26 protein-coding genes are annotated in these 25559 nt (G+C 63.5%); 8 read left to right on the top strand and 18 right to left on the bottom strand.

Going from position 1 to position 25559, the window contains the following annotated elements; translation table 11 throughout:
* Position 1 precedes the first annotated feature (1 nt).
* On the bottom strand, positions 2 to 979 hold the full coding sequence (locus tag DW352_RS16660) for a Bug family tripartite tricarboxylate transporter substrate binding protein (RefSeq protein WP_115692391.1): 978 nt from the start codon (positions 977 to 979) through the stop codon (positions 2 to 4).
* Between the two features lie 151 nt (positions 980 to 1130).
* Here DW352_RS16660 and DW352_RS16665 point away from each other — a divergent pair, with 151 nt between their 5' ends.
* Positions 1131 to 2099, top strand: a complete 969-nt coding sequence (locus DW352_RS16665; RefSeq protein WP_115692392.1) for a LysR family transcriptional regulator — start codon at positions 1131 to 1133, stop codon at positions 2097 to 2099.
* Here the strand turns inward: DW352_RS16665 and DW352_RS16670 are convergent.
* Together DW352_RS16670 and aroB are read right to left on the bottom strand one after the other, a co-directional pair.
* Complete coding sequence (locus DW352_RS16670) at positions 2096 to 3421, bottom strand: hemolysin family protein (RefSeq protein WP_115692393.1); 1326 nt, start codon at positions 3419 to 3421, stop codon at positions 2096 to 2098. The two genes, DW352_RS16665 and DW352_RS16670, sit on opposite strands and share 4 nt — an antisense overlap.
* A 55-nt stretch (positions 3422 to 3476) precedes the next feature.
* A complete protein-coding gene (gene aroB, locus DW352_RS16675) occupies positions 3477 to 5192 on the bottom strand; it encodes a 3-dehydroquinate synthase (protein ID WP_115692394.1) in 1716 nt (571 codons plus the stop codon).
* A 142-nt stretch (positions 5193 to 5334) separates the two neighbouring features.
* Here aroB and DW352_RS16680 point away from each other — a divergent pair, with 142 nt between their 5' ends.
* Both DW352_RS16680 and DW352_RS16685 read left to right on the top strand, forming a co-directional pair.
* The gene (locus tag DW352_RS16680; protein WP_115692395.1) at positions 5335 to 5487 is read left to right on the top strand and encodes a histidine kinase; all 153 of its coding nucleotides are present in this window, start codon (positions 5335 to 5337) and stop codon (positions 5485 to 5487) included.
* An 11-nt stretch (positions 5488 to 5498) separates the two neighbouring features.
* Entirely contained in the window at positions 5499 to 6446 is a 948-nt protein-coding gene (locus DW352_RS16685; RefSeq protein ID WP_115692396.1) for a site-specific tyrosine recombinase XerD, read from the top strand.
* On the opposite strand, the gene DW352_RS16690 is transcribed toward DW352_RS16685, so the two are convergent.
* On the bottom strand, positions 6443 to 6754 hold the full coding sequence (locus DW352_RS16690) for a DMT family transporter (protein WP_115692397.1): 312 nt from the start codon (positions 6752 to 6754) through the stop codon (positions 6443 to 6445). The genes DW352_RS16685 and DW352_RS16690 overlap by 4 nt on opposite strands.
* Positions 6755 to 6949: 195 nt before the next feature.
* On the opposite strand from DW352_RS16690, the gene DW352_RS16695 reads away from it, so the two are divergent.
* From DW352_RS16695 to DW352_RS16705, 3 genes are all read left to right on the top strand, one after another.
* Positions 6950 to 7918: an acetyl-CoA carboxylase carboxyltransferase subunit alpha gene (locus DW352_RS16695; protein ID WP_115692398.1), complete on the top strand. Its 969-nt coding sequence runs from the start codon at positions 6950 to 6952 to the stop codon at positions 7916 to 7918.
* A gap of 168 nt (positions 7919 to 8086) precedes the next feature.
* Positions 8087 to 9562, top strand: a complete 1476-nt coding sequence (locus DW352_RS16700) for a L,D-transpeptidase family protein (RefSeq protein WP_210209847.1) — start codon at positions 8087 to 8089, stop codon at positions 9560 to 9562.
* 41 nt (positions 9563 to 9603) lie between these two features.
* The gene (locus DW352_RS16705; protein ID WP_115692399.1) at positions 9604 to 9891 is read left to right on the top strand and encodes a GIY-YIG nuclease family protein; all 288 of its coding nucleotides are present in this window, start codon (positions 9604 to 9606) and stop codon (positions 9889 to 9891) included.
* Positions 9892 to 10097: 206 nt separating this feature from the next.
* Here the strand turns inward: DW352_RS16705 and DW352_RS16710 are convergent, their stop codons facing one another.
* The 13 genes from DW352_RS16710 to DW352_RS16770 form a co-directional block, all read right to left on the bottom strand.
* The gene (locus DW352_RS16710; protein ID WP_245434151.1) at positions 10098 to 10793 is read right to left on the bottom strand and encodes an HPF/RaiA family ribosome-associated protein; all 696 of its coding nucleotides are present in this window, start codon (positions 10791 to 10793) and stop codon (positions 10098 to 10100) included.
* Positions 10753 to 11091 carry a hypothetical protein gene (locus DW352_RS16715; protein WP_115692401.1) on the bottom strand — a complete coding sequence of 113 codons (339 nt, stop codon included), beginning with the start codon at positions 11089 to 11091 and terminating at the stop codon, positions 10753 to 10755. Before DW352_RS16715 ends, DW352_RS16710 begins: the two co-directional genes overlap by 41 nt.
* A gap of 225 nt (positions 11092 to 11316) precedes the next feature.
* Positions 11317 to 13047, bottom strand: coding sequence for a methyl-accepting chemotaxis protein (locus tag DW352_RS16720; RefSeq protein WP_115692402.1), 1731 nt, complete (start codon positions 13045 to 13047; stop codon positions 11317 to 11319).
* Positions 13048 to 13307: 260 nt separating this feature from the next.
* The gene (locus DW352_RS16725) at positions 13308 to 13700 is read right to left on the bottom strand and encodes a RidA family protein (RefSeq protein ID WP_115692403.1); all 393 of its coding nucleotides are present in this window, start codon (positions 13698 to 13700) and stop codon (positions 13308 to 13310) included.
* Positions 13701 to 13718: 18 nt separating this feature from the next.
* Entirely contained in the window at positions 13719 to 14546 is an 828-nt protein-coding gene (locus DW352_RS16730; protein WP_162827010.1) for an alpha/beta hydrolase, read from the bottom strand.
* 23 nt (positions 14547 to 14569) lie between these two features.
* Positions 14570 to 15283: an ABC transporter ATP-binding protein gene (locus tag DW352_RS16735; protein ID WP_115692405.1), complete on the bottom strand. Its 714-nt coding sequence runs from the start codon at positions 15281 to 15283 to the stop codon at positions 14570 to 14572.
* Complete coding sequence (locus tag DW352_RS16740) at positions 15276 to 16049, bottom strand: ABC transporter ATP-binding protein (RefSeq protein WP_115692406.1); 774 nt, start codon at positions 16047 to 16049, stop codon at positions 15276 to 15278. The genes DW352_RS16735 and DW352_RS16740 overlap by 8 nt, the downstream gene beginning before the upstream one ends.
* A complete protein-coding gene (locus DW352_RS16745; RefSeq protein ID WP_162827011.1) occupies positions 16046 to 17029 on the bottom strand; it encodes a branched-chain amino acid ABC transporter permease in 984 nt (327 codons plus the stop codon). The genes DW352_RS16740 and DW352_RS16745 overlap by 4 nt, the downstream gene beginning before the upstream one ends.
* Before the next feature lie 19 nt (positions 17030 to 17048).
* Positions 17049 to 17930: a branched-chain amino acid ABC transporter permease gene (locus tag DW352_RS16750; protein WP_115692408.1), complete on the bottom strand. Its 882-nt coding sequence runs from the start codon at positions 17928 to 17930 to the stop codon at positions 17049 to 17051.
* Positions 17931 to 17935: 5 nt separating this feature from the next.
* Positions 17936 to 18871 (bottom strand): hypothetical protein, encoded by a 936-nt coding sequence (locus tag DW352_RS16755; RefSeq protein WP_115692409.1) that lies wholly within the window; start codon positions 18869 to 18871, stop codon positions 17936 to 17938.
* 1 nt (position 18872) lies between these two features.
* Positions 18873 to 19826, bottom strand: a complete 954-nt coding sequence (locus tag DW352_RS16760) for a ferritin-like domain-containing protein (RefSeq protein WP_162827012.1) — start codon at positions 19824 to 19826, stop codon at positions 18873 to 18875.
* Between the two features lie 26 nt (positions 19827 to 19852).
* The gene (locus DW352_RS16765) at positions 19853 to 21019 is read right to left on the bottom strand and encodes an ABC transporter substrate-binding protein (protein WP_162827013.1); all 1167 of its coding nucleotides are present in this window, start codon (positions 21017 to 21019) and stop codon (positions 19853 to 19855) included.
* Between the two features lie 63 nt (positions 21020 to 21082).
* Complete coding sequence (locus DW352_RS16770; protein WP_162827014.1) at positions 21083 to 21907, bottom strand: GntR family transcriptional regulator; 825 nt, start codon at positions 21905 to 21907, stop codon at positions 21083 to 21085.
* A gap of 411 nt (positions 21908 to 22318) precedes the next feature.
* Here DW352_RS16770 and DW352_RS16780 point away from each other — a divergent pair, with 411 nt between their 5' ends.
* Positions 22319 to 23218, top strand: coding sequence for a VOC family protein (locus DW352_RS16780; protein ID WP_162827015.1), 900 nt, complete (start codon positions 22319 to 22321; stop codon positions 23216 to 23218).
* Position 23219: 1 nt separating this feature from the next.
* Positions 23220 to 24191, top strand: a complete 972-nt coding sequence (locus DW352_RS16785) for a Bug family tripartite tricarboxylate transporter substrate binding protein (RefSeq protein WP_115692415.1) — start codon at positions 23220 to 23222, stop codon at positions 24189 to 24191.
* A 112-nt stretch (positions 24192 to 24303) separates the two neighbouring features.
* Here the strand turns inward: DW352_RS16785 and DW352_RS16790 are convergent, their stop codons facing one another.
* The gene (locus DW352_RS16790) at positions 24304 to 25554 is read right to left on the bottom strand and encodes a D-amino acid dehydrogenase (RefSeq protein ID WP_115692416.1); all 1251 of its coding nucleotides are present in this window, start codon (positions 25552 to 25554) and stop codon (positions 24304 to 24306) included.
* Between the last annotated feature and the right edge of the window lie 5 nt (positions 25555 to 25559).

The raw sequence follows: 25559 nt of genomic DNA on the forward strand, positions 1-25559 counted from the left end.
CCTATTGTTGTTTCACGCCGGCGACTTCGACGGCTTGCGCCCACAAGGCGATATCGGATTTGATGGTGTCAGCGAAAACGTCGGGACCGTCGCCGAGCGGATCGGTACCAAAACTCGCCAGACGCTCGGCGAACTTCGGCTCCTTCACGGCGCGCCCCAACTCGCCCGCCATCTTGTCGACGATCTCCTTTGGGGTGCCTCGACGCGCGAGGATCCCATTCCAGGTTTGCGCTTTGTAGGTCGGAAAACCGGACTCGGCGACCGTCGGCACATCGGGCAGTTGCGTTGCGCGCTTCGCGCCCGAGACTGCAAGTATGCGAATGGCGCCGCTTTGCGCATGCGGAATTGCATCGGCCAGATTTGAGAACATCGCGGGCACATGACCCGCGAGCACGTCGGCCAGAGCGGGTGCGTTGCCCTTGTAGCCAACGTGAATCATGTCGAGGCCTGCCATCTTCAAGAACAGCGCCATCGCCAAATGACCGACGCTGCCGGCACCGGCCGAGGCGTAAGCGATCTTGCCGGGTTGCGCCTTCACATGCGCAATGAACTCGCCGATCGTTTTGACCGGCATGTCTTTGTGCACCAGCAACACAAACGGATTAGACGCGAGGTTACAGACCGGCATGAAATCCTTCACCGGATCGTATTTGACGCGCTGCATGGCCGGCACGATGGCGATCTGCGGCAAGGCGGAAAAGAACAACGTGTAACCGTCGGGCTCGGCGCGGAGCACCGCCTCCGCCGCAAGCGCGCCGCCGGCACCGGGCCTGTTCTCGACCAGGAACTGCTGGCCGAAAGCCTCGGTGAGGCGCTGCGCGGCGATACGGGCAAGGCCGTCAGTGTTGCCGCCGGCGGCGAAGGGGACCATCAACATCACCGGCCGGGTCGGCCAGTCGAGGGCGAAGGACGGACGGACCAGCGCGGCCGAAGCGGCGAGGCCGGCCAGCGAAGTCAGGATAGTTCTACGGGTGGGCATGGTGGGCTCCTGGATTGCAGTTCACAAACCGGCAGCGACTGGCCATCCCACCCACCCGGCTGGGCATGATAGCGAGAGGCATTTGCAACAGTAGCCGGAGACCGTCATAAGGGAATTATCAATATCGCTCTAGCGATATAGGGAAAAACCTATGACGGAGTCCATCGACTGGGACCACCAGATTGGTCGCCGCCTGCGGCTGCGCGATCTCCACGTGTTCTTCACGGTCGTTCAGCGCGGCAGCATGGCCAAGGCCGCGGCCCAACTGGGGGTGTCGCAGCCGACAATTTCCGAGACCATCGCCGATCTCGAACACGCGCTCGGGGTCAAGCTTTTCGACCGCAGCCCGCGCGGCGTGACGTGCACGATGTACGGCCACGCGCTGCTCAAGCGCGGCCTGATGGCCTTCGACGAATTGCGCCAGGGGCTGCGCGACATCGAATATCTCGCCGATCCAGGCGTCGGCGAGGTGCGTATCGGCTGCGTCGAGTCCATCGCGGCAGCTATTCTGCCGCCGGCGATACAGAGCTTTTACGAGCGGCATCCGCACATCGCGCTCGATGTCGTACAGGTGGCGACACCAACCTTCGAATTCCCGCAGTTGCGGGACCGCAGACTCGACCTTGTGCTCGCCCGGCTCGTCCGTCCGCCGAGCATGGACGGCGCGGATGACGAGCTCAATGTCGAGATCCTCTTCAACGACGAGATCGTGGTCGCTGCCGGCGCGAGCAGTCCATGGGCCCAACGCAGCACGATCGACATTGCCGAACTTGCCGACGCGCCGTGGATTCTAACGGCCCCCGGCACCTGGAATTACAAGGTCATCATGGACGCGTTCAGCGCACGGGGCGTCGCCATGCCGCGCGTCGTGGCGCGAACTTTTTCGGTGCCGCTGCGCACGACCCTCCTGGCGGACGGACCGTTCGTCACCGCCTTGCCGGCGTCGGTGCTGCGCCTCAATGCCGATCGTCTCGCTTTGAAGGAACTGCCGCTTGCATTGCCTGAGCGGCCTTGGCCGGTGGCGGTCGTCACTCTGAAAGGCCGCACCTTGAGTCCGGTCGTCGAGCTGTTCATCGACCACATCCGCGCATTCACGCGCCCGGCAACCGGCGGCGCCTAACTCGCCTGCGCCTGCTGCTGGCGTGACAGCGGCTGGATCCTCAGCGCGGTGATGCGGTTGCGGGCTCTGCGCAGCACGCGAAAGCGGAAGCCGTGGAAGGTGAAGCTCTGGCCTACTTCGGGGATAGAACGTGCCTCGTGAATCACGAGACCGGCGATGGTGGTCGCCTCCTCGTCCGGCAAATTCCAGTCCATCACGCGATTGAGGTCGCGGATCGGCACGGCGCCGTCGACATTGACGGAACCGTCGGGCTGCTTGCGCACGCCAGGCATCGCAACGTCGTGCTCGTCGGTGATGTCGCCGACGATCTCCTCGAGGATGTCCTCGAGCGTGACCAGACCTTCGACCTCGCCGTACTCGTCGACGACCAACGCGAACGGCGTCTTGCGGCGGCGGAAGGCCTGGAGCTGCTCAGAGACCGGGCGTGTCTCCGGCACGAACCAAGGCACGGTCAGCAACGACGCAATGTCGACTTTGCTTGGGTCGCCGTCGACCGCGTGCAAGGCACGCAGCAGGTCCTTCACGTGCAGGATGCCGATAATGTTCTGCGGGTTACCGCGCCACAGCGGCAGACGCGTCACCGGCGAGGCGATGACGTCATTGACGATATCCTCGGCGGGGTCGTCCGCGTTGAGCGTGATCATATTGGTCCGGTGGACCATCACGTCGGAGACTTCGAGTTCGCCGAAGCGGAAGACGTTCTGGATGTACTCGGCCTGACCTTCCTCCAGCTTGCCGTGCTCCGCCGATACCTCGACGAGGCCCTCGATCTCGACGTCTGTCAGAATCTCGTGCGGCGAAGCCTCTTGAACACCGAGCATGCGCAAAATCGAATGCGATGCCGCGTTGAGGAGCCAGTTCAGCGGCCAGAAGAGCATATATGAGAAGTAGAGCGGATAGCCGATCCACAGCGACACCGGCTCCGGCTCTCGGATAGCCAGGGTCTTCGGCACCTGCTCGCCGAGGATGATGTGCAGCGAGGAAAAGACCAGGAAGCCGACCACAAACGATGTGACATGGAGCGCCTGCTCAGGCAGGCCGAGCGGCTCCAAAACAGGACTCAGCAAAGCCGCGACGGTCGGCTCGCCGACCCAGCCGAGACCAAGCGAGGCCATGGTGATGCCGAGCTGACAGCAGGCGAGATAGGCCTCGATATTCTTGAGGATGTGCTGAACCAGCCGAGCGCCGAAGCGGTCCTGCTCGACCATGGCATCGATGCGGAAGCCGCGGCTTTTGACGAGCGCGAACTCAGCCGCAACGTAGAACGCGTTGGCCGCGAGCAGAAAAAGCGCCAGCAGCAGATTCACGATCGTGGCGTTCATCGTCGTTTGGCAATCAAGGCGGCGTCAGTGACAGTCTGCCGGATGCGCCCCGCACTCATCCGGCAACTTGTTCGGCGAGAAAGGCGCGCACCTCGGCAGGATCGACATTGTTCTCGATAAAGGCTTGGCCGATGCCGCGCACCAGGATGAACGTAAGCTTGCCGCGCTTCACTTTCTTGTCCTGCGCAATCAGGTCCATCAAAGCATCGATGCCCGGTACGCCACCGGCGACGTCTCTGACATGGGTCGGCAGCCCGACAGCGGCAAGATGCGCGCGCGCCCGATCGGCTTCGGCCTGACTCGTCAGACCTTTGCGGGCAGAGAAGTCGAACGCCATCACCATGCCGAGCGCCACCGCCTCACCATGCAGCAGACGATCGGAAAAGCCGCAGCCGGCTTCGAACGCATGGCCGAATGTATGGCCGAGATTGAGCAGCGCCCGCTCGCCGGTCTCGCGCTCGTCGCGCGCGACCACGCCCGCCTTGGCGCGGCAGCTCACGGCGATGGCGTGCTCGCGCGCGGGACCACCAGCGAAGACCTCGCGCCAATTGGCTTCGAGCCAGGCAAAGAACGCCTCATCCCCGAGCAGTCCGTATTTGGCGACCTCGGCGTAGCCGGCGCGGAACTCGCGCGCCGGCAGCGTGTCGAGCAACGCCGTGTCGGCAATGACCAGCACCGGTTGATGGAATGCGCCGATCAGATTTTTGCCGTGGCGCGAATTGATGCCGGTCTTACCGCCGACCGACGAGTCGACCTGCGCCAGCAGCGATGTCGGCACCTGCACGAAGTCGAGTCCGCGCCGCACGCAGGACGACGCGAAGCCAGCGAGATCGCCGATCACCCCGCCGCCGAGCGCAATGGCAAGATCGCCGCGCTCGATGCGCGCGGCAATGATGTCTTCGCACACACGCTCAAAGGTCGCGAACTTCTTGGAGCCCTCGCCGGGCGTCACGACGATGGCCGACGACTCGACGCCGGCCTCGGACAAGGCCGCCTGGGCCGCCGGGAGATGCTGCTTCGCGACGTTCTCATCCGTGACAATGACTGTGCGCGCACCGGGACGCAGCGCCTTGATGCGCGCGCCGAGCGACGCGAGAAGCCCGCGGCCGATGGCGATGTCATAGGTGCGCTCGCCCAGCGCCACCTCAACGGTGATCGGCTCGTTGCTGCGCAGGGGCGCGGTCATACCTTGCTCTCCTCCGCCGCCACACCCCGGATATGCGGCAAGGGCGGCCATGATCTCATCCACGATGATCTCGTGCGGCTCGTCGCGGGACTGCACCACGAGATCGGACAGGGCATAGATCGGTTCGCGTTGAGGCATCAAGTCCTTGATACGGTCGACGAGCGGGCGGTCGGAGCGGCGTTTGGTGCGCTTCAGCAGCACGTCGATATCGGCTTTCAGCCAGATCGAGATGCCCTTGTCGCGGATGAGCCCACGGGTCTGCGGGTCCATGACCGCCCCGCCGCCGGTCGCCAGCACTTGCGGACCCTGGTCGAGCAGACGGGCGATCACCCGCGCCTCCCCGGCACGAAAGTATGGCTCGCCATGTTTGTCGAAAATTTCGGGAATGGACATTCCCGCGGCGCTTTCGATCTCGGTATCGGCATCGACGAAGGGCACGCCCAGCCGGTGCGCAAGCCGCCGCCCGATCGAGGATTTGCCGGCCCCCATCATGCCGACCAGCACCACCGAGCGCGCGCCGAGCGCGCGCACGACCGCCCGCTCCTGCGAGTCGGCTGCGGGTTTCTGGACGGCGATGTTAACCATATCTGGGTTCCGGGTCGGCGGCTCGCCTCCCTATATAGCAGCAACGGCCCGGCGGCGATGGCGCCCCTTGCCTAAGGCCGGGGAACGTGGTCGTAACCTTTCGGCCTTAACCATACGCTTTGCTCCTTCGCCGGATTCCTGCATGCCGAGTCTCTTCAGATTCCTGTTCGTCGTCGGCATCATCGGCGGATTGAGCTACGCGGCGGTGTTCGCACTCGCCAACTTCGTACCGTTCAAGCCGCGCGAAATCGTGCAGACGATACCGCCCGACAAATTCGTCAAACAGCCGCACTGACGGGGCACGGCATGACCGGCCGTCCACGCGCGAACGACGAGGCCGCGATCGAGCTCTTCCTCGACATGCTGGCGGCCGAGCGCGGCGCCGGCGAGAATACGCTCGCGGCCTACCGCAACGATCTCGAGGATTTGTCGGCGCATCTGCGCGCGCATGGCGTTGCCATTGCCGATGCGGACACCGACGACCTGCGCGGCTTCCTCAAGAGCCTCGACGAGCGCGGCTTCAAGACCTCATCGCTGGCACGGCGGCTGTCGGCAACGCGGCAGCTTTATCGCTTCCTGTACGCGGAAGGAAAACGGGGCGACGATCCGGCCGCCGTGCTCGAAGGCCCCAAGCGCGCACGGACCCTCCCCAAAGTCCTGTCGATCAAAGAAGTCGACGGCTTGCTTGCGCAGGCACGCGCCAATGCGGAGAACGCCGAGCAACCGATCGCGCAGCGCCTGCGCTCGGCGCGTCTTTTGTGCCTTTTGGAAGTGGTCTACGCCACCGGCCTGCGCGTGTCCGAACTCGTCGCTCTGCCGGCGTCGGCGGCGCGCCGCGATCAGCGCATGCTGGTGGTGCGCGGCAAAGGCGGCAAGGAGCGGCTGGTGCCTCTCAACCAGGCGGCCAAGCGTGCGATGGCGGAATACCTCGCGCTCCGCGCCGATGCCAAAACCGACGCGTCGTCGAAATGGCTGTTTCCATCCTTCGGTGAGAGCGGACACCTCACGCGCCAGCATTTCGCCCGCGACTTGAAGGCGCTCGGCGCGGCGTGCGGCATCGACGGCGCGCGCCTGTCACCGCATGTGCTGCGGCACGCCTTCGCCAGCCATCTCCTGCACAACGGCGCCGATCTGCGCGTGGTGCAGACATTGCTCGGCCATGCCGATATCTCCACCACGCAGATTTATACGCATGTGCTGGAAGAGCGGTTGAAGTCGCTGGTGCGCGATCTCCACCCGCTCGCCGAGAGCTAGGGCGTCGCCCACTTCAGGCCGGCAATGCCGGCGAAAATGAGCGCGATGCAAGCAACGCGCAGCGGATCGGCCGACTCGCCGAACCAAACAATCCCGACGAGCACGGTGCCGACCGCGCCGATGCCGGTCCATATCGCATAGGCGGTACCGAGAGGCAGATCGCGCAAGGCGAGATAGAGCAGCGCCACGCTGGCAATCATGGCCGCGATGGTAATCGCAAGGATCAAGGGCCGGCCATTGGCAGCCTTCAATCCTACCGCCCAGACAACCTCGAAAAGACCGGCGGCCAAAAGAATAATCCACGCCATGAAGACGCCTCCATTCACGTCGATGGGGGCCGTCCCCGCGCGGATAGATTGGCGGTCGGGCCGTCCCGACCGCCACCGTACCTAAGATTTCTCCCGGTGACCGGCAAGGCGTGCGGTTGACTCGCGGCTCCGGCAATGGCCAGTGTCCCCCCGCCCACCCCAAACAATTAACTTTGAAAGACCAATAGTCGTCCCATGCGCAGTTATCTCGATTTTGAAAAGCCGGTGGCCGAGTTGGAGGCCAAGGTCGAGGAGCTGCGCGCTATGGGTGAAAGCGGCACCGCTGTCGCCATTGGCGACGAGATCGGCCGACTCGAGGCCAAGGCGGCGCTCGCGCTGAAAGACCTCTACGACAATTTGTCGCCCTGGCAGAAGACGCAGGTCGCGCGCCATCCGCAGCGACCGCACTGCCTGGATTACGTCCGCGCGCTGATCACCGATTTCGTGCCGCTGGCCGGCGACCGCAAGTTCGGCGACGACGAGGCCGTCATCGGCGGCTTCGGTCGTTTCCGCGGTGAGAGCGTCTGCGTGCTGGGCCACGAGAAGGGCTCGGACACCGAGAGCCGTCTCAAGCACAATTTCGGCATGGCTCGGCCAGAGGGCTACCGCAAGGCGGTGCGGCTGATGGAAATGGCCGAACGCTTCGATATTCCTGTGCTTTCGCTGGTCGATACGGCCGGCGCCTATCCCGGCATCGGGGCCGAAGAGCGCGGCCAGGCGGAAGCGATCGCGCGCTCGACCGACGTGTGCCTCGGTCTCGGGGTGCCGAATGTCGCGGTGATCCTCGGCGAAGGCGGCTCGGGCGGCGCCATCGCGCTCGCCACCGCCAGCCGGGTGCTGATGCTGGAGCACGCGATCTACAGCGTGATCTCGCCGGAAGGCGCGGCCTCGATCCTGTGGCGCGACACGACAAAGGCGCAGGAAGCCGCCACCAATATGAAGATCACCGCTCAGGACATGGTGCGGTTCGGCGTCATCGACACGATCGTGCCGGAGCCGACCGGCGGCGCCCACCGCGACCCGGCGGCGGCGATCGCCGCGACCGGTGATGCCATCGCCCACTCCCTCGGGGAGTTGCACGGCCTCAGCGCCGAAACCGTCCGTAAACAGCGCCGAGAGAAATTCCTCGCTATGGGCCGGACGATGGTCCGAAATGCGGGGTAGCGCGCTACCAAGATACCAGCTGTCGCCGTTTGGCGCTGGATCAGGCTTTAGGCGTGGTTTACCATAGGCTTAGTGCCAAAGGGGCCGGGACTTGTTTGCCTTGCGGATGCCACATGTTATGGCTAACGATACCTCAATGAGGGCCCGGCCTTCGGGGAGTACCAGCGTTTGAAAGCTTCATTCGTACGCGCGCTGTTGGCGTCGGCGGCTGTGGCCGTCGCGGTGACTCTTGCCGGCTGCAATCCGAATGACGTCCCGACCAATGGACGCGCGATGGCGCCGCTGTCGCAGAAGACGATCTCCGAAATCCAGGAAAAGAACATGGACAAGGGGTCGCCGATCCTTGTCCGGCTGTTCAAGGAAGAATCCGAACTCGAGGTCTGGAAGCAGAATAAGGACGGCCAGTACGCCCTGCTGAAGACCTATCCCATCTGCCGCTGGTCCGGCGATCTCGGCCCGAAGAAGAAGGAAGGCGACCGCCAGGCGCCGGAGGGCTTCTACACGATCACGCCCGGGCAGATGAATCCGAACTCCAGCTACTATCTCGCCTTCAACACCGGCTTCCCCAACGCCTACGACCGCGCGATGGGCTACACCGGCTCGGAGCTGATGGTGCACGGCGACTGCTCCTCCCGCGGCTGCTACGCGATGACGGACGAGCAGATCCAGGAAATTTACGCGCTGGCGCGCGAGTCGTTCTTCGGCGGCCAGAAGTCGTTCCAATTGCAGGCCTTCCCGTTCCGCATGACCGCGTTGAACATGGCCAAGCATCGCAACAACCCGAACTTCGCATTCTGGAAGATGCTGAAGGAAGGCTACGACCACTTCGAAGCGACCAAGCTTGAGACGAAGGTCGCGGTCTGCGACCGGCGCTACGTGTTCGATCCGGCTGAGCCGGACGGCGCGACCAGGCCGTTGTCGTTCAACCCCAGAGGCGCCTGCCCGGCTTATCAGCTCGATAAGAACGTCGCCGATGCGGTGCTCGAGATGCGCCGCGACGAACAGTACAAGATGGCGAAGTACATCGCCGAGGGCGTGTCCACCGCTGCATCGCGCGCCGGTATCGACGGCGGCATGAACCCGGTGTTCGCGTCCAAGCTCAATACCCAGGAAGGCTACGATGCCAAGGGCAATCTGGTGCAGGTTGCCGCCGCGCCCGGCTCGCTGCCGCGCGAGAACGGCCCCATCCCGGCCACGAACGTGACCGTGCCGAAGAACCTGACGACGCAAGTGGCGACCGCATCGGACAGCGGCGAAGGCGCGGGCAAGCCCGGCTCGATCGCCGGCCTGATCGGCATGTTCAACGCGTCGGAAGAGAGCAAGGCTGCGGACAACGCCGCGCCGGCCCTGCGCGGCACCAACACCGATATGGCCGCCAAGCCCAAGCGTTCGCCGGTCTATCAGACCGCGTCGACGCCGAAGCCTCACCATCCGGCCAAGCCGGCGGCGACCGTCGCCAGTGCCACGCCGGTCGCGCGCGCCAAGCCGACCGAAAAGGATGAGGCGTCGAGTGCGCCCGCGCCGGAATTGCGCACGGCCTATTCCGCTCCGGCCCCGGCGCCGAGCGCCCCACTCTCCGGCGCCCAGCCGGTTATGCCGGTCGGTGGCTTCGCCAGCCGCTGGGTGGGCACCGGCTTCCGCTGAGTTAGTTTTCGTTGAGTGTTGTGTGACGTGTGTCAGCCGCCATGGCTGACACGGCATTTGGGCCACGCATGCACGCTTACGTCTACGTCCTCGGCAGCTTCGGCAAAGATCGTCACCTCACCTACGTCGGCTGGACCACCGACATCGAGAAACGGCTCGCGCGGCATAACGCCGGCAAGGGAGCGCGCTCGACACGCGGCCGCATCTGGGTCTTGTTGCATTCGGAGAGCTTCGCCACACGGCAGGAAGCCATGAGCCGCGAGTGGCATCTCAAGCGCGACCGCGCCTTTCGCAAATCGCTGGTCACCACTTTCAAAGAAAACGGCTAGTCTCGGGCGAGGCTAGCCGAGACACGAACCTTAACCACCCGAGCGCATCTCGTTTAGCTGCAATCACCTCACATTCCGCTCGCCCCCGCGAAAGCGGGGGCCCAGGGGCCAAAGCGCCGATATTTCAGATGCCGCGCTGGATTCCCGCTTTCGCGGGAATGAACGGAGGGCGTTCCAACCTGACCATAATCTGCTCTGGCGCGGCGTCACCCAAGCATTCTGACTTTGCTCGCCACCGGACCGGTATCGCCCATGCTTTCCACGTAGGAGACCTGATCGCCACGCTGCAGCGAATCGAAGTCGCCCGAGAGCAGGCTGTTCCGGTGGAAGTAGAGCAGGCCACCCTCTTTTGTCATGAGGAAGCCGAAGTCCTTTTCCGGCGGCAGATCCGCGATCTGCCCGCGAAATTCATTGGACGCCTCGTGCACCATTTCCGCAGTGCCGTGATCGCAAAGCTTATCCTTGTGCTTCGTGAGACGCCGTTCGGCAATCCGGAATGCTTCATTGATCGCATTGTTCAGATCGGGCGCCTGGAATTTACGCTGGAGATGCGCTGGCTCGTGCGACACCACGATGTCCTTGTGCCCGGGCACCGAGATTTCGATGCGCACGACAGGCGGAATCGTCTCGTTCGAATTCCGATTGCGTTGATCGACCCGCACGCGGCATGTCGTCATGCGGCTGTAAATGCGCTCAAGCCGGTCGACATGCTCGCGAATCGCATCTTCGACCCCGTCCGAAGACGATACGTTATGAAATGCGATCTCGACCGGTATTTGCATCGCCGAACCCCGTGTTGTTGCACAAGGATAATTCAGGTTCGGGAATTTGGTTCGGGACGAACCTCGCGCAGTGCTTCCGTTAGCGCAGCCGCCCTTCCATGACGGCGCGACAGTCCGCATTCAACTTGCTGATGTTCTTGTGAAGGCAAGCCGTGATGGCATCCCGGTTCGGGATATAATAGCTGCATAGGCGGAAGACTTCTGGCTCGCAGGCCCGCTTCTGCGCCTCGGTGACATTGCCGTTATCACGATTACCATTATCGCGATTATCGCCGCCGCGATCCCATCGCTGATTGTCCCACTGCTGGTCGCGACGCGAATCGTTGTCGCGGCTATTCTGGTTCCAGTCCTGGGACCACGCGATGCTTGGTATTCCAGTCGAAAGAAGAAGCAGCAGAACGACGATCCGGAACCCCATCTCCAGCCCTCGTGCACGGTCCTTTGCGGCAACGCGCTGACCGGCACTTCGGTTTCACGGAATCAAGATGGGGAGAGGTACCGCCGCATATCGGGCAAGCGTCTCCGACAGTGTGCAGTCGCCGGCTTGCACGGGCTTTACAACGCAGATGTCAAGCGAGGTGACAATCGTGCGCGCCGGCCGCAATGCTCTCGTGCATCGAGCCGGCCGCGCCAATTGGAGAGATCAGAAGTCTTTCCACTCGTCGGACTGCACGGCTGCCGCAAGCGCGCTCTGCATCCGGCGCGCGCCGCCGGCTGCCGCCATCCGCGCAACCGCGCGCTTCGGCGCGGCTGTCGGCGCCGGTTTGACTGGCATCTCGACCGCAGCGGTGGGCGTGGCCTGGCGCACGTTGCGGACGATGCTCTCGTTGCCGCGCAAGCGGAATTGCGCCACGCGTTCGTCCATCGACTTCGCCTGCGATTCCAGCGTCCGCGCGGTCGCGGCATTTTCCTCGACCAAAGCCGAGTTCTGCTGCGTCACCTCGTCCATCTGAGTGAGGGCGCGGTTGATCTGTTCGATGCCGGTCGACTGCTCGATGCTGGCATTCGCGATGTCGGCGACAACGGTAGCGACTTTCTTGATCGACGCCGTGATCTCGCTGAGCGATTCACCGGCCTTGTTGACCAGATCGACACCGCTTTTCACTTGGCTGTTGGAGTTCGTGATGAGATCCTTGATGTCCTTCGCCGCCTGCGACGAACGCTGCGCGAGGCTGCGGACTTCCGACGCGACCACGGCGAAACCACGGCCGGCCTCGCCAGCGCGCGCGGCCTCGACCGCCGCGTTGAGGGCGAGCAGGTTCGTCTGGCGGGCGATCTCGTCGATGACGCCGATGATGTCGGAAATCTTGCGCGACGACTCTTCGATATGCGCCATGGCGGTGACCGCCTCGCTGACCACGGCACCGCCACGCTCGGCGACGACGCTCGTTTCGGTGGCGAATTCGTTGGCTTGACGCGCGTTGTCGGCGTTCTTGCGTACGGTATCGGAGATTTCCGACATCGACGCGGTCGTCTCCTCGAGGCTCGCCGCCTGTTCTTCCGTGCGCTGCGACAGATCGGTGGTGCTTGTCGAAATCTCGGCCGAGGCATTGGTCACCTCGTTGGCCGACATCCGAATGCCGCTGATGGTCGTTCCGACCTTCTCCACCACCAACTCGACGGCAGTGGTGATCTGGCCAATCTCGTCCTTGCGGTTGGTCGACTGCAGGGAAACGTTGAAGTTGCCCTCCGCGACCTTGTTCAATTCGGGCACGAGCCGTGAAAGCGGCCCCGCGATCATCGTCTGTACGATCAGGATTGCGATCCCGAAGACCGCGACCATCGCGATAGCGATCGCGGCATACGTCAAATAGATCGTCTGATTCGTCGTGGCGCTCGCCGCGTCCGAGGCTACGTCGACCCGCTTGACCAGATCGTTGGAGGTTTCGATAAACTGCCGCTGCAATTCGGCCATCGGCACCGCGATCTTAGCGATAGCGGCACGCGCCTCGTCGTTCTTATTGGAGAGGCCGAGCGCTTCAACATTCTTATACTGAGGCAACATTGCCTCGAACTTCCTCTGGTAGCCGTCGAAAGTCGCGACTTGATCCGGCACCTGCTGCTTCACAAGCTGCAGCAGTGTCAGGAAGCGCTTCTCGTTCGCTTCCTTCTCGGCAATCGCCTTCTGCATATCGGCGGCATTTACCTCGGCGATGATTCGGTAGTTCGACAGGATGAAACGGGTCAGAACCGCGTTGGCCCGCGTCGCGTTGTCCGCCGCCCGCGCTTCCTTGCTGAGCAAGGTCGAATAGAGGCCGTCGATCATCGCCATTTTCGAGGTCGCAAACCAAATCGACCCGACGCTCGCAATCGCAAACAGGATGAAACAGGCGAGAATCTTGTACAGGATCTTGAGATCGGCGAATTTCGACATTTGCTGGCCTTCTGCCCCGAAGTTGGCAACAAGCGTCCGCTTGCGCGAACAGTTCGCGCAATTCGGTCCTGATATCGCGTGTTTGTTGAGATGCCCCGGCGCGCACTGTCGTGCGCACGCCCCCCAAAAACCACGTGGTACTCCGGTGGGGAAGGTAAATTCGTGAAGTGAAAGATTGCTTAAAATGCGCGGCGGATCAGCGCACCTCGGCTATGCGCCAATCGATTATGTAGACGAATAACCGTGCTTTCGGGCGGAGGTCAGCCCGACGTACTCACCGCCACGGCTTCGACCTCGATCTTCCACTCCGGGCGAGCCAATGCCGACACGACCAGCAAGGTCGACGTCGGTTTATGACCGGAGAGAAACTCAGCCCGCAGCTTAACATAGACCGGAAAGTCCTTGGTGTCGGTCAGAAATGCCGTGACCTTGATCAGGTCCGTCACTTTCATATTCGCCGCCGAGAGCACACCAATCAGGTTGGTCCAAACCTGCCGTACCTGACCTTCGAAGTCTGGCGCGACCTGCCCGGCGGCATCGGCGGCGACTTGGCCCGAGATATAGAGCGTGCGCGTTTCACCCCGCACGACCATGCCTTGGCTGTAAGCGAGCTTGGCGTCGGATTCCGGATTGGGCGAGATAGGTTCGAGCATGGTTGCCTCGTATCCTGTTCAGGCAAGAAAGCCAGCGATGGCGCGCAGCACCTCGTTATCGGTCTCGGCCATGCGGTCCAATACGGTGAAATGGCTACAGCCGGGAAGCTCGCAATAAGTAGCCGTCCCGCCGCGCGCGCGCCAGTCGGTAACGAGATCGGCGGTCCATTGCTTGAATCCGTTGGTCTCCGCGCCACCGACCGCGCCCAAGAACGGCACCAAAGGCGCACCGGCGGGCAGGCGCGAGAGACGCAAGAGCGGGCTCGCCTCGGCGGCTTCGTCCGTCGACAGCTTCAAATCGTGATTGATCGAAGTTTGCAACAGCGGGCGCAGATCGAAGGCGCCGCTAATGCCGACAAAGCCGACAATCGGCCCCTCCCCACGCCCAGCCTGATCGAGGGCCAGCATTGCCGCCAATTGGCCGCCGGCCGAATGGCCGGCAACGACGATGCGGTCCGGCTTAAGATGCTCAACAACCCAGGCGAAGGCCGCCCGGATCTGGTCGACGATGCCGCCGACGCTCACCGCCGGCACGAGGTCGTAACCCGGGAGCACCACGGTCATCCCGGCGGCCCGATACGGCTCGGCGATGAACGAGACGTAGGATTTGTCGAGCGCGCGCCAATAGCCGCCGTGGATGAAGAACAGCACCGGCGCGCCTTCCCCGGCCGGGAAGATGTCCAGCAGGCAGCGCGCCCCCCCGCCATATCGAACGTCCAGCTTGCAGTTGCCGTCCGCACGCAGCGCCGCGCTGCGGCGCCGGTGGTCGTCGTAAACCTCGTCACGTTCAGGGTGGCGTTTGCGCAGCGCGTATTGCGCCTCGAGGGCGTCATCGATTGCTTGCAAGGTCCGGCTTCCAGAATGCATTACTAAAGTCCGAGATAGGCTGCGCGTACCGCGGGATCGCGCGTGAGCGCGTCGCTTTCGGCCTGCCGCACGATCTCGCCTTCGGCGATGACGTAACCCCAGTCCGCGCTTCGCAACGCCATGTTGGCATTCTGCTCGGCAAGCAGGATCGACATGCCTTCTTTGTTCAGCCGCCGGATGGTGGCGAAGATTTCCTGTACGACCTTCGGCGCCAAGCCCATCGACGGCTCATCGAGCAGCAACAACCGCGGCCGCGACATCAGCGCGCGACCGATCGCCAACATCTGCTGCTCGCCACCGGACAGCAGGCCGGCGATCTGGCTCTGTCGCTCGCGCAGCCGCGGAAAGAGCTCGAACACCATGTCCATGTCGGCAGCGACGGCGCGATCGCGGCGCGGCCACAAACGGCGGAAGGCCCCCATCTCAAGATTTTCGCGGACGCTCATCGGCGTGAAAACGCGGCGGCCCTCGGGCACCAGCGTGACGCCATGGTCGAGACGCGCGGAGGCGGAGGCCAGGGCGACATCCTTGCCTTCGACGCGGATGTGCCCCTTGCTCGGCCGCAACAGGCCCGCAAGGCAACGCAACAACGTCGTCTTGCCCGCACCGTTGGCACCAATCAGGCAGACCGACTGCCCCGCTTCAACGCGTAGCGAGATACTGTGCAGCACCTGAGTGTTGCCATAACCGGCAGTGAGCGAATCAACCTCAAGCATATTCAGCGTCGCCCAGATAAGCGGCCAGCACGTCGGGATGGCGACGTACGTGATCGGCGTCGCCTTCCGCAATGCGCAGACCGTTGTTGAGCACGAGAATGTCGTGCGAGAGCGACATCACCATGCGCATATTGTGCTCGACCAGGAGCACGGTCATGCCGTCACGGTTCAGCGCTGTGATGATTTGGCCGATGTGCTCGGCTTCAGCTTGCGGCAGGCCGGCGGCAGGCTCGTCCAATAACAGCAGGCGCGGCTTCGACGCGAGAGCTCTCGCCAACTCCAGCACCTTCATCTGACCGAAGCTCAAATCGCCGGCGAGGACCTGTGCCTTGGTGTCGAGTTCGAACCGCGCCAGCAGATCGAGCGCGGTTTCCGTCATCGCGCGATTCTCGGCCCGCAGGGCCGGTGTGTACAAGAGCGCGCCCATCACACTGGACTGGCCCTGCATGTGCCGCCCGACCATGACATTTTCCAAGACAGTCATCTCGCGGAAAATCTGCAGGTTCTGGAATGTCCGGGCGATGCCAAGACGCGCGCGACGAAAGGTCGGTAGGTTGTCGATGCGGCTACCGTCAAACCAGATCTCGCCGGAGGTCGGCCGCGTGACGCCGGCGATCATATTGAACAACGTGCTTTTGCCGGCGCCGTTCGGCCCGATCACCGCTTTGATCTCGCCAGGCTGCACGTCGAAGCTCAGCTCGGCAACCGCGCGCAAGCCGGCGAAATAGCAGTTGAGCGATTCGACGCGCAGCAGGCTGTCGCTCATGCCGCCCTCCGGGCGAACCGCCGGCGCAGCGCGGAGGGTATGCCGGCGAGGCCGGTGGGCGAGATGATCAGCACGATCAGCATCGCCAGGCCGAACAGCATCAGCTCGGCGTCTTCGTAGTCGAGCAGCACCTGCGGCACGGCAGTGTAGATCGCCGCGCCGAGGATCGGCCCCCAGAAGCTGCCGCTGCCGCCGATCGCCACCATCACCACCAGCAGGATGGAACTGGAGACGCTGAAAGTTTCCGGCGACGCGAACTGATTGACGTGGACGTAGAGACTACCGGCGATGCCGGCCATGCCCGCCGTCAGCACGAACACGAGCAGCTTGGTGCGGAAGCTGTCGATGCCGACGGCGTCCGCACCCAACTCGTTGGTCGCGACCGCGCGCACGGCGCGGCCGATGCGCGAGCGCAGGAAATTGAGGATCGCCAGCATGACCAGGAGCGCGACCAGCCACACCAGCGGGAACTGACGGAAATCGTTGTCGAGCGCGAAGTCGCCGAAACTGAACGGCCTGACACCGAGAAGGCCATTGGGGCCGCCGGTGATGTCGACCAGACGATTGAACAGTACGACCAGGATGGCGTTCCAGCCAAGCGTCGCCATGGACAAATAAAGCCCGCGCAGGCGCAACACCGGAATGCCGATCAGCAGCGCGGCGAGGCCCGTGATCAACGCCGCTGCCGGCAGGCCGACCCAGGCGCTGAGGCCGAACTTCACCCCAAGCACGCCGCTCACATAAGCGCCGAGGCCATAAAACCCGGCATGGCCGAGCGAAATCTGCCCGCCATAGCCCATCAGCAGATTGAGGCTCGCGATCAGGATGATGTTGATGAACATCATGTTCGCGAGCGAGACCACATAGGCATTCGGCGCCAGGAAGGGAATCACCAGCAACGCGAACCAGACGATCAACAACCGCGCATGATCCGAGAGATGCCACGGACGTGCGGCACGAGCTGTGACGGCTGTGTTCATGGGCAACACCGTCATGCGCTCAGACCTTGACCACGTCGGCACGGCCCAGGAACCCGGACGGGCGAACGAACAGGATCAGCAGCAGCACAGCAAAGGCGATCGCATCCTTGAAGTCGGAGGAAATGTAGAAGCTGCCGAAGGCTTCGAGCAGCCCCAGTGCGAGGCCCCCGACAATGGCGCCCGGCAGGCTGCCGACGCCGCCCAGCATCGCGGCCGAGAAGCCTTTGAAGCCGAACATCGCCCCCTGATCATAGGACGACAAGGTCAGCGGCGTGATGATGGCGCCGGCCAGTGCGCCAGCCAAAGCGGCGATGGCGAAGGACAGCATCACCGTCGTCTCGACGCGGACGCCGACGATGGCCGCGGCATCGCGGTCGGCCGCCGCGGCGCGCAGGGCCTTGCCCATGATGCTACGCTCGAAAAAGAGATGCATCGCGATCAAGAAGACGAGCGTTACGCCGATGATCCAGAGGGTTTGGGTCTGCACGGTGATGCCGGCCACCTCAAGTGTCGCCGTCGACGAAAAGCCCGGGTAGCCGACCGGCTTCTTGCCGAGAACCAACATCACGAGGCTGCGCGTGCAGATGGCGAGCCCGATGCTGACCAAGGTAATCAGCAAGGCGTTTGGCCGCCGCAACGGCCAGATCACCAGGCGCTCCGACACTATGCCGACCACGATGATGATCAGCACCGCAGCAAGGCAGGCAAGCAGGATGTTGTTCGTTGCGGCAAACAGCAGGGCGGAGGTCATGCCGCCCATCACGACCCACTCTCCTTGCGCGAAGTTCATCGCACCCGTGCTTTTGAAGACCACGTTGAAGCCGAGCGCGATGAGCGCGTAGATGCTGCCCGTGCCGATGCCGGCGACCAAAAGTTGGAGGACAGCGGATCCGGTGTGCATGGCGTTCAGAACGTCCGCATACGGTTCGATTCGAACATTGGCAGCGTCACGCCCAACTCGGCAAGCTTGGCGCGGGCATTGGCGACATAGCTCGCCAACGCCTGCTCCTCGGCCGCGCGTGGCGCGGCGCCAAGTCCGGCGGCCGCCGTGATGGCGTCGGCATCCGCTTCGGCGCTCGCATGCTCGGGCGCGAGCCAGGGGCAGTGATAGCCCTTCAGCTCGGTTTCTCGCACATGCGCCGTGAGCTCTTCGGCGATCAACGCACGTTCCTTGGTGGACCAATGCGACGCGCGCGATTCAAGGTAAAGCCAGCCGAAGGCGGCATGGCGCTCCTTATCGGCGATGACGCGGTCGAGCACTTCGGCGATGGCCCGATTGGTGCTCTTGGCCCGCCAGGTGCGGCAGAGCTCAAGCTCCAGCCCGTCTTCGAACGCGGCGAAGCAAGCGACATAGCTGTCGAGGTTCTGCTCCACGTTCATGATGCGCCGATGCAGGTTGCGGTTGAACGCGGCTTCGTATGCGCGATCCGCCGGGGCCGCGATGCGGCCACCGAAGCTTTCGGCGATGCGGTCGAAGCATTCGACGTGCCAGGCTTCTTCGGTATTGCGCACCGTGAGATAGAACTTCGGATCGATCTCGCGGCCGGCCTCCATACAGAAGCGCATAAGCAGCGCCGGCGTCTCGGTCAGCCCCGTTGCCTCGACCCAAAGCCGGCGACTCCAGGTCCGCCGCGCTGCCTGCAGTACAGTCTCGTCGTACGGCTCCGGCGCAAGCGCTGTCCAATCGATGTCACGCAGCGGATTCCAGCGTCCCGCCTTGCCGCTGTCGTAAAGCTCCCGGATCTCGGGCAACGTAACATTCATCTCGAGCGGGAAGCGCCGCTCGATCAGCAGATGCGATGGCGGCAGGCTCGGCTTGACCAGGTGCAGGACGCGTTCCACGTCAGATCGTCCCAAGCTTCGGATGGCTGAACGGGGGCAGATTAATGCCGAGCGGCTTCATCTGCTCGCGGATGCGCTGCACGGTGGCAACGAAGACCGGCTTTTCCTCTTCCTCGACCGTCGAGCCGAGACCGGCCTCGTATGTGATGCGGTCGGCATCGACCTCCGAACGGGACGCGGGATTTTCCGGCGCGAGCCAGGCGCTGTGGTAGCCGTTGAGCTCCACCTTCTCCATCATCGTGATGACCGAGTTCTCGATCATCTTCTTTTGCTCCGGCGTGAGCTGCTCGCAGATCGCCTCGAGGAAGTACCAGCCGAACGCGCAATGACGCGACTCGTCGCGCATGATGAAGCGCACGATCTGCCGCGCGACAGGATCGCGCGTTACATCGTCGAGGTGCTTGAACACGTCGAAAGCAATTTCCTCGGCGGTGCAGACCAGCGCCGCGATGATGCCTTCGAGTGGCACGTCGGCATTCAGCGTCGCACGGCGCACGCCATGCGTCGCAACCGAGCCCTCGAATAGCTGTTGCACCGGCTTCTCGATATAGCCGCCGAGCTTTTCCGCCATGGTGTGGCAGACCTCGGCATGCCGCGCTTCTTCCTGCGAGCGGATCGTGAAGAAGAGCTGCATGTCCGAGGGCCGGTTTTCCAGGCCGAACCGGAGCTGGAGCGATGGGCTTTCGGAAATGGCGCCGTATTCGCTCCAAGCCCGGCGGCTCCAGTAGAGCCGCGCCGCATAGCGCTGCTCGTCTGTGTAAGCCTCCGGTTTGAGCTGGTCCCAATCCACGTCGGTTTTCGGATCCCACTGGTTCCTTGTCGCGGCGTGGAAGAGTTCACGAATACGCGGCAGGTCGGAATTGAAGGTCAGCGGAAACCGGTTCTCCGGACCATCGAGCAAGGTCTGCACGACTTCGAACGCCTGATCGGCCGACATATCACGAGACAACGCCATGACTTACCTCCAGATCGTTACGCGGTTCAGTCGTAGTCCACCAGGTTGAAGCGACCGTCGCGCCAGTTGACGAGCACGATGTCCTTCTTCGACAGGCCGGAATGCTTCTCCGGCGAGAACGTGAATTCGCCGCTGGTGCCCGCGAAGTTCTTGATCTGCTCAAGGCCTTGCGGAAGCTTTGATACGTCGCCGTTTACTTTGATCAGCGCCTCTTTGGCGAGCATCGCCGCATCGTAGGACTCGGCCGCATAGAGGCTAGCCTGGCGATTGAACCGGGCCTGATAGTTTTTGAACAGCTTGAGAATGCCCGCCTTGAGCGGATCGCTGTCGGACAACTGGTCGCCGACCGGAAGCTTGAGGCTGGCAAGCAGGATCGATTTCGCGGCGTCGCCGGCGAGGTTCATGTAGTGGGCCGAGACGAAGCCGTAGCTGTGAATCAGCGTCTTCTTGTCGAGGCCAAGCTGCTGCGCCTGCTTGATGAACACCACGCCCGCGGGCGTGACGGTCCAGCAGATGATTGCATCGGCGCCGCCGTCGCGGATGCGCGTCAGTTGCGGCAGCATGTCGGTGTCGGCCGGATCGAACGTCTCGTACATGACGTCGAGGTTGCGGCGCGGCGCGACCTTCTTCATCTGCGTGACGGCGCCCTGGCCGAAGCCGCTGGAATCCGCGAGCAACGCGACTTTCTTGATCTTCTTCTTGTCGAAGTAGTCAGCAATCCGCTCGAGCACGTCTTCGTCGTCGACGGTGCTCTTGAACACCCATTTGCGATCGGCGACGGGGGTGACAATCGCGAGCGCGCCCTCGCTGGAAATGAACGGGATTTTGGCTGCTTCGGCCATCGGCGCCATCGCGAGCGCGATGCCGCTCATGTTGCCGCCGGAGACGATGACCTCGACCTTGTCCTGGCTGATGAGACGCCGCGTCGCTGAAATCGCCTTCTGCGTCTGGCTTTCCGCATCGTAGAAGGTCCAGGCGATCGGCCGGCCGTTGATGCCGCCGGCGGCATTGATCTCGTCGACAGCGAGTTGCAGGCCCGCCTTCATGTCCTCGCCGAGAAAAGCGGCTGGTCCGGTCACGGACAGGATCGAGCCGACCCGCAGGGGTTCGGCGGCCCAGCCAACACGCACGCCGGAAGCGGCAATCGCCGCGCCGGGGATCAGTTGCAGGAACGTACGTCTTCCAAGAGTCACGATACCCCTCCACCGATAATGGACGCCGAATGGCGGCCCGTTGCATTCACGTGACCGGCAAGTTCAGTCGTTATGCACTCCGCTGGAGTCGATCTCGCGCGGGGTACCCACACCTTCGCGCGACAGCGGAACACTGAGCGAATATCGAACAAGATCGGCGCGGTGCACGGTGTGGCCGGCCATCACCAAGCGATTGGTTGCATCGCGATAACGCAGCGAACGAATGAGCACCGGCGCGCCGGCGGGAAGGTGCAGGTATTCGACCTCTTCCGGACCCGCGATGCCGGCTTCGATCTCGAAATCGCCGGTGCGCAACTCGAGGCGCCGCCAGAGCAGATGCAGCGGTGAGCCAAGCGCGGAGCTTTCGTCCCAATCGGTGACGAGATCGGCGGGCAGATAACGATAGTCGATGGCGACAGGCACGCGGGCGGCCGCACGCGTGCGCTTGATGAAGAGAATGGGAGACCCGACCTCGATTTCGAGTGCAGCAGCGACGTCTTCGTCTGCGCCGCGACGGTCGAACACCAGGAGCGTCGGTTGGATGGGCGTGCCCTTGGCGGCCCATTGCTGGATGAAGTCCATTCCCGGGCCGAAGCGTTCTTCGAGCTTCTTGACCGCGACAAAAGTGCCGAGCCCCCGGCTGCGCGTGAGCAGCCCCTCGCGCACCAGTTCGGAGAGCGCCTGGCGCACGGTGTCGCGCGAGACGCAGAAGAACGCACACAGCTGCTCATCGGAATAGAAGCGCCGATCCGGCTGCTCCCAGCGCAGAATCAGTCCGATAAGCCTTTGTTTTATTTGGGCATAAAGCGGCAACGGCGACGACCGGTCGAGCGGCGGCTGGGCCCATTCGGCCTCCGGTAGCGCCAAGCTCTGGGTCGAGTCCTGCATGGGCGTCGCCGTCCCGTCATCTAGTTGGGGGATTGTTGGGTTAATCATACATTTTGGCAAGCCCTAGTTTTTGGCGGGCACCGCCCGTTTGCGCGCCAGGTTTGAGACCACCAGCCTGCCGACGGAAGCGGAGAGGACCACTGGCATGGCGGCCGGCGGCAAGGCCGTGTTCGATGACGCCGGCGCGCTTAGGCGAGATTGCGCGCCAGCCGCGCGACACGCCGATTTCGGAATGGCGACGGGGCCGATCGCCGCCGCTCAGATGATGAGCAGGAGACCGCGTTCGCAGCGCGCGCCGTCGAGCGCACGGTCCAATCTATAAGATGCGGCTCTGAATGAATAAGCAATTGCGGACTTGTTTCGACAACACCGCTCTGCGGTAATTCGGCCGTGATGGGGGATACGAACGCAATGCACTTTGGCGCAGGCAATGCCGGCTCGGACGATATCGATCACGTCAATCACGTCGGCATGGCGGTCAGAGATCTGAAGGCGATCGCAACGCGCTTCGAAGAGCTCGGCTTCATTCTGACGCCGTTTTCACCGCATTCCGGCGCATGGAAGCCGGGCGACAAGGTGCAGTCCCTGGCTTCCGGCAATCGCTGCATCATGTTCGGCGACAATTATCTCGAGATCTTGGCAAGCGAGAACCCCGCGGCGCCGGCGCCGCGCATCTCGAACTTTCTGAACCGCCATCAAGGCGCGCATATCATCTGCTTCAACACCGAGAAGCCTGAGCAGGTCGATCAGCGCCTGCGCGCCAATGGCGTCAGCACGTCGGGAGTCATCCCGCTGCAACGCGAGATCGACACACCGGACGGCGTGAAGACAGCCAAATTCCAGCGTGTCCAATTCGCGCCGAACGAGTCTCCGGAAGGCTACATTCAGGCGGCACGGCACCTGACGCCGGAGTACATCTACCAGCCGCGCTATACGGCGCATCCCAACGGCAGCGAGATGCTGCGCGACACTTATCTGGTCACGGACGACGTAGAGCGATTTGCCGACAAGTACGCGCGCTATCTCAGCAGACCCGCCCGACAAGAGAACGGCGTGACGGTTTTCGAATTCAGGGAAGGCTCGCGGCTGCTGCTGATCACGAGCGAGCAGGCGCGCAAACTGCTGCCGGGAAGCCTGATACCGCCGCCGCCGTGTATTGCCGCGGTCTCCTTCGTCACCCGCGACCTGCAGGGGCAACGCGAGCGTCTTGGCCGTCTTGCATTGCCGTTCGCGGAAGTGGACGGGCGTCTCGTGCTGCCTGCCGAGGAAACCGGCGGGCTGGCCTTCGTCTTCGAACAATCAAGGGGCTGACATGCTATCGCGACTCTTTCTCATCGCGGCGCTTCTGGTGAGTGCGCCGCAATTTGCCGCCGCTGCGTCGCCCTATCCCGATCACACGGTCCGCATCATCGTTCCTTACGCGCCGGGCGGCGGCGTCGACGGGCTCGCGCGCGCTCTCGCGGATAATTTTTCCCGCGCGTGGAATCAAAGCGTGATCGTCGAAAACAAGTCCGGCGCCAGCACGATGCTCGGCGGCGAAGCCGTCGCGCGTGCGCCGAAGGACGGCTACACGCTGCTGCTGACCAGCGACACCTCGATCACCAGCAATCCCTTCCTGTTCAAGCGCCAGCCCTATGACCCGGTCAAGGATCTGGCGCCGGTCACGCAGTTGATCGACCTGCATCAGATCGTGGTGGTGCATCCGAGCGTGCCGGTGAGCACGCTCAAGGAACTTGCCGACTACGCCAAAGCCAACCCGAACAAGCTGTCCTATGGATCGTACGGCAAAGGCAGCCAGCCTGATCTGCTGTTCGAGACCGTGAAGGCGCAGACCGGAGCGAGCATTCTGCCGGTGCCGTTTCGCGGCATTGCGCCCGCCATTCTAGCGACATTGAACGGCGAGGTTCAGATGACGCTGGGCAGTCCCGCGGTCGTCGGCCAGCATATCAAGGCCGGAAAAATGAAGGCCCTCGCTGTCGGCAAAGGCGAGCGCCTGAAGGACTTCCCTGACATCCCGACATTGAAGGAAGCGGGCTTCGCCAATGCCGAGCCGCTTTCCTGGTTCGGCCTGTTCGCCCCGGCCGGCACGCCGCCCGACATCGTCGCCAAGATCCAGCAAACCGCCGCGGCAGCGCTCAGTGAGCCGGCGTTCAAGGCGCGCTTCATCGATGCCGCCGGCTTCGAAGCTGTCGGCAGCACGCCGCAAGCGTTCAGCGATTTCATCGCCAAGGACCTCGAGCAGAAGCGCAAACTGATCGAGACCGCGAAAATTACGCCGGAGTGAGCGCGGTTAGTCTCATCCAATGGCACAAATCGAAAATGGCCGGTGCATCGCCGGCCATTTTGCTTTAGCGCTGCGGCAGGATGGCACTAGGAGCCGGAATAAAGCTTGCACGTCAGCGGCCGCCCAGCGTCATCCCCTCGAGATCGATGCCAGGCCGACGCCCACTGACCAAATCCGCGACAATCCGACCGCAGCCGCAAGCTTGCGTCCAACCGTTCGATCCCTGCCCCACATTGAGCAGCAGATTGGCGAACGGCGTCGGGCCGAGATAAGGCGGCCCATCCGGCGTCATAGGACGCAAGCCCGCCCAGTAGGAAACGCGGTCGTAATCGCCGGCCGCCGGAAACAACGCGCGGGCCGCCGCGAGCACGCCTGCCGCCTTGCCCGTATTAACCGAGCGATCGTGCCCCGCGATTTCCGCAACGCCAGCGGCGCGCAGCCGGTCGCCCAGCCGCGTCACCATGACCTTGCTGTGCTCGTCCATGACCGACGAGCGCGGCGCATGGTCGACTTGCACATCGTCGAGCGTGATCGCGTAGCCCTTGACCGGATAGATCGGCAGATCGATGCCGAGCGGCTCGAGCAAGGCGGGCGCGTCGTTGGCAAGCGCGACGACATAACGATCCGCGGTGAGCAGACCGCGGCTCGTGGCGACGCCCGTCACGCGACTGCCGTCGTGGACAAAGCGCTGCACGTCGGTGCCGAACTGGAACGTAACGCCCGCGGCCTTCAATCGCTCCGCAAGCCGCGTCGTGAACAGATGGCAGTCACCGGTCTCGTCGGTCGGCAGATGCAGCCCACCCGCGAACGACACCTCGCTTTTTCCCAAGGCCGGCTCGATTCGGAGCACATCATCCGCTCCCCACAGGCGATGCATGACGTCGAACTGCTCGAGCACCTTTGCTGCGCGGCGGCCGCCCTCGAACTCCTCCTCGGTGCGGAAGACCTGCAATACGCCGCCGATGCCGTGGTCATAGGCGATGCCGGTCTCCTCGCGAAGGGATACGAGGCACGCCTTGCTGTAATGCGCAACGCGTTGCATCCGCGCCTTGTTGCGCGCAAAGCGTTCCGCCGTGCAGTTGCCGACGAACTGCGCCAGCCAGCGCCATTGCGCAGGCTCAAGCCGCGGACGCAGCATCAATGGCGCATGCGGCGCGAATAGCCAGCGTAACACCTTGAGCGGCATGCCCGGCGCCGCCCACGGGCCCGCGAAGCCCGGGCAGACGCCACCGGCATTGGCGAAGCTCGTTTCAAGCCCCGCGCCGGGCTGGCGATCGACGACCGTCACCTCGTGACCGTCGCGGGAAAGGTAATAGGCGCAGGCTGTGCCGACGACGCCCGCGCCTAGAACGAGGACTTTCAAGACAC

It is taken from the genome of Pseudolabrys taiwanensis (genome assembly GCF_003367395.1).
In the GTDB taxonomy this organism is placed as follows: Bacteria; Pseudomonadota; Alphaproteobacteria; order Rhizobiales; family Xanthobacteraceae; genus Pseudolabrys; species Pseudolabrys taiwanensis.

What these genes read in the sequence shown, in the direction of transcription:
- DW352_RS16660 (WP_115692391.1), bottom strand. Translation starts at nt 979, where the DNA reads ATGCCCACCCGTAGAACTATCCTGACTTCGCTGGCCGGCCTCGCCGCT.
- DW352_RS16725 (WP_115692403.1), bottom strand. Translation starts at nt 13,700, where the DNA reads ATGCTCGAACCTATCTCGCCCAATCCGGAATCCGACGCCAAGCTCGCT.
- DW352_RS16750 (WP_115692408.1), bottom strand. Translation starts at nt 17,930, where the DNA reads ATGCACACCGGATCCGCTGTCCTCCAACTTTTGGTCGCCGGCATCGGC.
- DW352_RS16685 (WP_115692396.1), top strand. Translation starts at nt 5,499, where the DNA reads ATGACCGGCCGTCCACGCGCGAACGACGAGGCCGCGATCGAGCTCTTC.
- DW352_RS16665 (WP_115692392.1), top strand. Translation starts at nt 1,131, where the DNA reads ATGACGGAGTCCATCGACTGGGACCACCAGATTGGTCGCCGCCTGCGG.
- DW352_RS16690 (WP_115692397.1), bottom strand. Translation starts at nt 6,754, where the DNA reads ATGGCGTGGATTATTCTTTTGGCCGCCGGTCTTTTCGAGGTTGTCTGG.
- DW352_RS16735 (WP_115692405.1), bottom strand. Translation starts at nt 15,283, where the DNA reads ATGCTTGAGGTTGATTCGCTCACTGCCGGTTATGGCAACACTCAGGTG.
- DW352_RS16695 (WP_115692398.1), top strand. Translation starts at nt 6,950, where the DNA reads ATGCGCAGTTATCTCGATTTTGAAAAGCCGGTGGCCGAGTTGGAGGCC.
- DW352_RS16770 (WP_162827014.1), bottom strand. Translation starts at nt 21,907, where the DNA reads ATGCAGGACTCGACCCAGAGCTTGGCGCTACCGGAGGCCGAATGGGCC.
- DW352_RS16715 (WP_115692401.1), bottom strand. Translation starts at nt 11,091, where the DNA reads ATGGGGTTCCGGATCGTCGTTCTGCTGCTTCTTCTTTCGACTGGAATA.
- DW352_RS16710 (WP_245434151.1), bottom strand. Translation starts at nt 10,793, where the DNA reads ATGCGGACTGTCGCGCCGTCATGGAAGGGCGGCTGCGCTAACGGAAGC.
- DW352_RS16785 (WP_115692415.1), top strand. Translation starts at nt 23,220, where the DNA reads ATGCTATCGCGACTCTTTCTCATCGCGGCGCTTCTGGTGAGTGCGCCG.
- DW352_RS16760 (WP_162827012.1), bottom strand. Translation starts at nt 19,826, where the DNA reads ATGGCGTTGTCTCGTGATATGTCGGCCGATCAGGCGTTCGAAGTCGTG.
- aroB (WP_115692394.1), bottom strand. Translation starts at nt 5,192, where the DNA reads ATGGTTAACATCGCCGTCCAGAAACCCGCAGCCGACTCGCAGGAGCGG.
- DW352_RS16720 (WP_115692402.1), bottom strand. Translation starts at nt 13,047, where the DNA reads ATGTCGAAATTCGCCGATCTCAAGATCCTGTACAAGATTCTCGCCTGT.
- DW352_RS16680 (WP_115692395.1), top strand. Translation starts at nt 5,335, where the DNA reads ATGCCGAGTCTCTTCAGATTCCTGTTCGTCGTCGGCATCATCGGCGGA.
- DW352_RS16740 (WP_115692406.1), bottom strand. Translation starts at nt 16,049, where the DNA reads ATGAGCGACAGCCTGCTGCGCGTCGAATCGCTCAACTGCTATTTCGCC.
- DW352_RS16745 (WP_162827011.1), bottom strand. Translation starts at nt 17,029, where the DNA reads ATGAACACAGCCGTCACAGCTCGTGCCGCACGTCCGTGGCATCTCTCG.
- DW352_RS16780 (WP_162827015.1), top strand. Translation starts at nt 22,319, where the DNA reads ATGCACTTTGGCGCAGGCAATGCCGGCTCGGACGATATCGATCACGTC.
- DW352_RS16670 (WP_115692393.1), bottom strand. Translation starts at nt 3,421, where the DNA reads ATGAACGCCACGATCGTGAATCTGCTGCTGGCGCTTTTTCTGCTCGCG.
- DW352_RS16705 (WP_115692399.1), top strand. Translation starts at nt 9,604, where the DNA reads ATGGCTGACACGGCATTTGGGCCACGCATGCACGCTTACGTCTACGTC.